The organism is Corallococcus llansteffanensis (assembly GCF_003612055.1).
GTDB classification, from domain to species: Bacteria; Myxococcota; Myxococcia; order Myxococcales; family Myxococcaceae; genus Corallococcus; species Corallococcus llansteffanensis.
In genome coordinates this window covers 1-5,884 of the sequence record NZ_RAWB01000605.1, presented here as the reverse complement: position 1 = coordinate 5,884, position 5,884 = coordinate 1, and the positions used below count along the sequence as shown (strand labels likewise).

Sequence of the window (5,884 nt, the reverse complement as noted above, 5' to 3'; positions counted from 1 at the left end):
CCTCCACCCCACCCGCCCCTGCCGAACCCTCGAACGGTCCGAGCTCCATACCGACCTCCCATCCACTTCTGGCGCCGGAAACGGACACCCGCTTTCGGGTCCCTCCGTCGGCGCAGCCCTTCCCCCTCACAGGTGCCGGGGCCCACGGCCCCGTTCACACCTGCAGCCAAATCACACATTTCCACCAAAACGCCAAGGATTCCCGGCAAGACAGGAAGTACCTGACGTTATCCACGGGTTGACACAAACCTAATGGATGGGTGGGCCGGTGGTTTTCTCGGAGATTGAGAGGAAGGGAAGCTGGCGGGCTCAGTCAGACAGGGCGGCCTGGGCGGCGGCGACGCCGGTGCCGGAGGCGCTGGCGCGGTGGCCTCCGGCGTGGAGGGCGCGCTCGATGGCGCCCACGGTGGCGAGCACGTCCGCGGCGGTGACGCGGTTCATGTGGCCCACGCGGAAGTAGCGCGTCTTCAGGTCCGGGTGGAGGCCGCCGGCGATGGCCACGCCCTGGGCCTTCACGCGGCCGACGAGCGAGGCGTCCACGCCCTCCGGGTAGTACAGGGCGCTGAGGGTGTTGGCGGCCACGGACTCGGACGTCGGCAGCATGCGCAGGCCCAGGGCGCTCCACGCGGCGCGGAAGGCGCGGGCCATGCGGCGGTGGCGCTCGAAGCGGGCCTCCAGCCCTTCGGCGAGAATCTGTCCCAGGCTCACGTCCAGCGCGCGGATGAGGGACGTGGGGGGCGTGGCGAAGTAGGACGGCTTGCCGGCCTCGTAGGCCTCCATCACCGGCAGCCACTCCGCCCAGTCCGGGTACACGCTGGCCACGGGCACCTTGCGCTGGCGCCATGCTTCCAGCGCGCGCGGGCTCACCGTCAGGAGCGCCAGGCCCGGCGGCACGCCCACCGCCTTCTGGCTGGCGGTGAGGTACACGTCCGCGCCCCACGCGTCCTGGTGGAAGGACTCGCCCGCGGTGGCGCACACGCCGTCCACCACCGCGAGGACGCCGTGCCGGCGCGCGGCCTTCACCAGGGACTCCACCGGGGCCAGCACCGCGGTGGAGGTGTCCACGTGGGTGACGGTCATCAGCTTGAAGCTGGCCTTCTGGAGCTCCGCCTCCACCTGGCCTGAGTCCGGCGCCCCGCCCGGGGGCGCGCGCACGTGCGTCACCTTCGCGCCGTGGCGCTCCAGGATGTGGGCCATGCGGTCGCTGAAGTAGCCGGTGTTCACCACCAGCGCGCGGTCGCCCGGCTCGGTGAGGTTGGCCACCGCCAGCTCCATGGCGAGCGTGCCGCTGCCGGCGACGACGAAGGGCTGCGCGCCGGGCGCGAGCGAGATGTCCCGCAGGCGCTTCAGGGCCCGGCCGAAGGTGGCGATGAAGCCCGCGTCCAGGTGCCCGGGCACCGGCGCCGCCAGCGCCTGCAACACGTCCGCGTCCACGTCCACCGGACCGGGAATCATCAACAGGTCTCTCACGGCGCCACACCCTCCTGGGGCCCCCCTCCGGGCAGCGGAAGGGCGGTCCCCCACTGTGGCCAGCGCGGCCCCGGCTTGTCCACGGCCGCGAACCTCCCGAGGGCGCATCCGTCCAGCGGGCACCGTGAAAAGGAAGACGCCGGAGCCCCCCGTGTGACTGGGAGACTCCGGCGTCAGGAACCGCGGAAACGGTCGAAGCGGCTGACTAGCGGTACTGCGCCGTCAGGGTGTCCGCGCGCGTGACCTGACCCGCGCTGAACTGGTTCATGCAGCTGTCGTCCGTGTAGTCCATGAAGTTCAGGATGGGGTCCACGCCGCCGCCGGAGCAGGTGTCGCGGCCCGACGGGCAACCGAACGCGGCGGAGGCCTCCGGAGGCGTGTCGCTGACGGAGTCGCCCGGGTTGGCGCAGCCACCCTGGAACGTGTGGTACAGGCCCACCCAGTGACCGACCTCGTGCGTCGCCGTGTCACCCTCGTTGTAGGGGACCGCGGTGCCGCCGGGGACGCTGCTGTACAGCATGACCACGCCGTCCATCTTCGGCTGGCTGGTGTAGCTGGAGGGGAACGTCGCCCAGCCCAGCAGGCCACCCTTGAGGTTCGCCGTGTAGATGTTCAGCGTCTCGGGGCCGCCCTTGCGCAGCGCGGCCTTCATCTTCTTCTCCGCCGCGGAACCGCTGCCCAGCGCGAACCAGGTGGTGTTCGTCGTGCGGTCCGTGCCCGCCAGCGTGAACTTGAACGGGGTGTTGGAGTACGCCGCGTTCAGCACGTTCATCTGCGCGGTGATCTGCGAGTCCGGGATGTCGCCGTTCGCGATGCCCGTGCCCTTGTTGATGACGTGGAAGTACACGGGCACGTTCACCGAACCCACCGCGCGCTTCGCCATCACGCGGCCCGCGATGGCCGCTTCAATCTCTGCCTTCTCATCGGCCGACGGCTCGATGGTGGCACAGCCGCGGTGCGGCAGGGCCTCCTGGGTCGTCGCCGTCTCCTCCGCCGGGGCCTGCTCTTCGGGCGCCGGAGCGCTGCTGCTGCAGCCCGCCAGGGACATCAGCGTGCCAAGGACCACCGCGACACGACCACCGCGCTGCGCGACGTTACGAAGCATTTTCCCAACTCCTCGGAAAAGGGGGGAGACGGAAATACACCCGTGAAACAGCTCAAGTCAACCCAGGCTGAAAAATTGAAATAACAGTAAATCCCGATGAGCACAAACGGAGTGTCTGGGGACGGGTGACAGGGCGTATGTGTTTCACGCCGGAAACGGACGACGCCGGGGCCCCCCGTGAATGGGAGACCTCCGGCGTCTGGGAACGGCCACTGCGATGGAAGCGACTGACTAGCGGTACGTCAGCGTCAGGCTGTCCGCGCGGGTCGACTGGCCGGCGGTGAACGTGTTCATGCAGCTGTCGTCGGAGTAGTCCATGAAGTTGTAGATGGGGTCCACGCCGCCGCCGGAGCAGGTGTCACGGCCAGCGGGGCAGCCGTACGCGGGCGAGGCCTCCGGAGGCGTGTCGCTGACGGAGTCGCCCGGGCTGGCACAGCCGCCCTGGAACGTGTGGTACAGGCCCACCCAGTGACCGACCTCGTGCGTGGCCGTGTCACCCAGGTTGTACGGGGACGCGGTGCCGCCGGGGACGCTGCTGTACAGCATGACCACGCCGTCCATCTTGGGGTTGCTGGCGTAGCTGGAGGGGAACGTCGCCCAGCCCAGCAGGCCGCCGCTGAGGTTCGCCGTGTAGATGTTCAGCGACTCCTTGCCACCCTTGCGCAGGGCGTTCTTCATGTTCTTCTCGTTGGTGCTGCCCTGCGCCAGCGCGAACCAGGAGGCGTTGGTCGTGCGGTCCGTGCCCGCCAGCGTGAACTTGAACGGCGTGTTCGCGTAGGCCGCGTTCAGCACGTTCATCTGGCTGGTGATCTGCGAGGCCGGCACGTCGCCGTTCGCGATGCCCGTGCCCTTGTTGATGACGTGGAAGTACACGGGCACGTTCACCGAGCCCACCGCGCGCAGCTCCTGCACGCGGCCCGCGAGCGCCGCTTCAATCTCCAGCTTCTCATCGGTGGACGGCTCGATGGTGGCACAGCCGCGGTGCGGGAGCGCCTCCTGCGTCGTCGCCGTCTCCGCCGGGGCCTGCTCTTCGGGCGCCGGAGCGCTGCTGTTGCAGCCCGCCAGGGACATCAGCGTGCCAAGGACCACCGCGACACGACCACCGCGCTGCGCGACGTTACGAAGCATTTTCCCAGCTCCTCGGAAAAGTGGGGAGCCGGAGATAAGCCTTGCATGACTTGAAAGTCAATGGACCGGGAAGCACCGAAATAATCGGAAAACCGTATGGGCTCCCAGGGTGTTCCCCGGAGTGAAACAGAAGCTGTCTGCTCTACCCACGGGTCAGTTCGTACCGCCTGATTTCAGGGCGGAGCGGAGGGGCTCGCGGAGGACGCGGGCGGTGCGCTCACGGGCGCGGCGGGGGTTTCGTCGGAGGGCGTCAGCGGCGCGGGCAGTGTCTGGGGTTTGCCCACCTGGTCCAATGATTCGTGATTGCTGACGGAGAAGCGCACCAGCGCGCGGAGGATGCGATTGCGCTTCACGTTGCCCAGCACCTCGCGCAGGTCGTCGTAGACGGTGGGGTCGGAGACGAGGGCGCCCAGCGTGCCGTCGCCCTTGGCCACGGTGGCGGTGATCTGCTTGATGTCCGCCGCCGCGCTGCCCAGGTCCGCGAACATGCCCTTCGCGTCGCCATAGACGAGCTGGTGCACGGCGCCGTTGGGGCTCTTCTTCGCGTCCTCGATGAGGCCCGCGAGCTGGCCGGCGGCCTCGCCCAGCTCGCGCAGGGCCACCGCGCCGTCCTGGCCGTAGATGAGCGCGTGCGCGGTGCCGTCGCCGCGGCGCACCTCGCCGAGGATGGCCTCCACGTGACCCAGCGCGCCGTCCATGCGCTTGGCGGCGCCCGCCGCGTTGGCGAGCAGGGTGTTCACCTCCTGGCCCGTGCGCTTGTCGTAGATGAGCGCGTGCAGCGCGCCGTCGCCCTTCTCCACCTCTTCCATGATGGAGCGCAGCGAGGCGACGCTCTTGGCCAGGTCTCGCGACAGCTCCGGGTTCGCGTAGACCTTGATGGCGTCCTTGAGGGACTCGCTGATGGCGACGGAGTTCTCCATCACCTGGCTGGCGCTGCTCATCAGCTTGGACAGGTCCCCGCCGCTGCTGGACTTGACGGTACCGCCGGGGGGCACGGCCGGCTGGTCCGCGCTGCCCAGGGAGATGTCCACCGCCTTGTCGCCCAGGACGCCCATGCTGGTGAGCTTCGCGACGGAGTCCGCGCGGACGCGGTCCGCGTAGGCGCTGGCGACCTGGAACTGCACCTCCAGGCGGCTGTCCTTCAGGTCCGGGGAGAAGGTCACGCCGTTGACGCGGCCCACCTTGAGGCCGCCAATCCACACGGGGGATTGGTCGCTCAGGCCGTCCACGCTGTTGAAGTAGGCGCGGAAGACGACCTGACGCTGGAAGAGGTTGGACTCGCGGCCGATGAAGAAGACGACGACGCCGGCCACGGCGAGGCCGACGGCGACGAAGACGCCCGCGCGCACGGCGAGGCGCTTCTCCTTGGAGGTGGACGTGAAGAGACTCATGGTGTTCCTCGGGGGTTCAGCTCCAGGCGGCGCGCGTCCAGGAAGGCCCGCACCTCCGGCACCGTGGAGCGGCGCATCTCTTCGGGGGTGCCCACCTGGACGATTTTGCGATTGGCCAGCATGGCCATCCGGTCCGCGAGCACGAAGGCGCTCACCATGTCGTGCGTGACGACGATGGAGGTGGCGCCCAGCCGCTGTTTCATGGAATCAATCAACTCGTTGATGGTCTGCGTGGTGACGGGGTCCAGGCCCGTCGTCGGCTCATCCCAGAGGATGACCTCCGCGTCGGTGGCGATGGCGCGCGCCAGGCCCACGCGCTTGCGCATGCCGCCGGACAGGTCCGACGGCATCAGCTTCTCCGTGTTGGGCAGGTCCACCAGCTCCAGCTTCTCCGCCACGCGCTTGCGCACCTCCGCGCGCGACAGCTCCGGGAAGTGTTCGCGCAAGGGATAGGCCACGTTCTCCCCGACGCTGAGCGAGTCGAAGAGGGCCGCGCCCTGGAACACCATGGCCACGTGCTTGCGGACCTCCAGGAACTGCTCCTCGGAGAAGCGGGAGACGTCGTAGCCCTCGAAGAGGACGCGGCCGCCATCCGGGTGCATCAGGCCGATGAGGCACTTGAGCAGCACGCTCTTGCCCACGCCGGAGCCGCCCAGCACGACCAGGGTCTCTCCGGCGCGCACATCCAGGTCCACGCCGTCGTAGATGCGCTTGGAGCCGAACTGTTTGACGAGCCCGTCGAAGCGGATGAGCTCCTCGCCCGGGGTGGGCTTGCGGAACTCGAACGGGG

At 68.9% G+C, this 5,884-nt stretch carries 5 protein-coding genes; all 5 read right to left on the bottom strand.

Going from position 1 to position 5,884, the window contains the following annotated elements:
* Positions 1–309 precede the first annotated feature (309 nt).
* Positions 310–1,470 (bottom strand): pyridoxal-phosphate-dependent aminotransferase family protein, encoded by a 1,161-nt coding sequence (locus D7V93_RS36255; RefSeq protein ID WP_120647705.1) that lies wholly within the window; start codon positions 1,468–1,470, stop codon positions 310–312.
* Between the two features lie 205 nt (positions 1,471–1,675).
* Positions 1,676–2,575: a zinc metalloprotease gene (locus D7V93_RS36250; RefSeq protein WP_120647704.1), complete on the bottom strand. Its 900-nt coding sequence runs from the start codon at positions 2,573–2,575 to the stop codon at positions 1,676–1,678.
* A 231-nt stretch (positions 2,576–2,806) separates the two neighbouring features.
* Positions 2,807–3,703, bottom strand: a complete 897-nt coding sequence (locus D7V93_RS36245) for a zinc metalloprotease (protein ID WP_120647703.1) — start codon at positions 3,701–3,703, stop codon at positions 2,807–2,809.
* 173 nt (positions 3,704–3,876) lie between these two features.
* Positions 3,877–5,094 (bottom strand): MlaD family protein, encoded by a 1,218-nt coding sequence (locus tag D7V93_RS36240; RefSeq protein ID WP_120647702.1) that lies wholly within the window; start codon positions 5,092–5,094, stop codon positions 3,877–3,879.
* Positions 5,091–5,884 (bottom strand): ABC transporter ATP-binding protein (locus D7V93_RS36235; protein ID WP_244237717.1); only part of this gene is annotated, 794 nt, incomplete at its 5' end. The genes D7V93_RS36240 and D7V93_RS36235, both read right to left, overlap by 4 nt.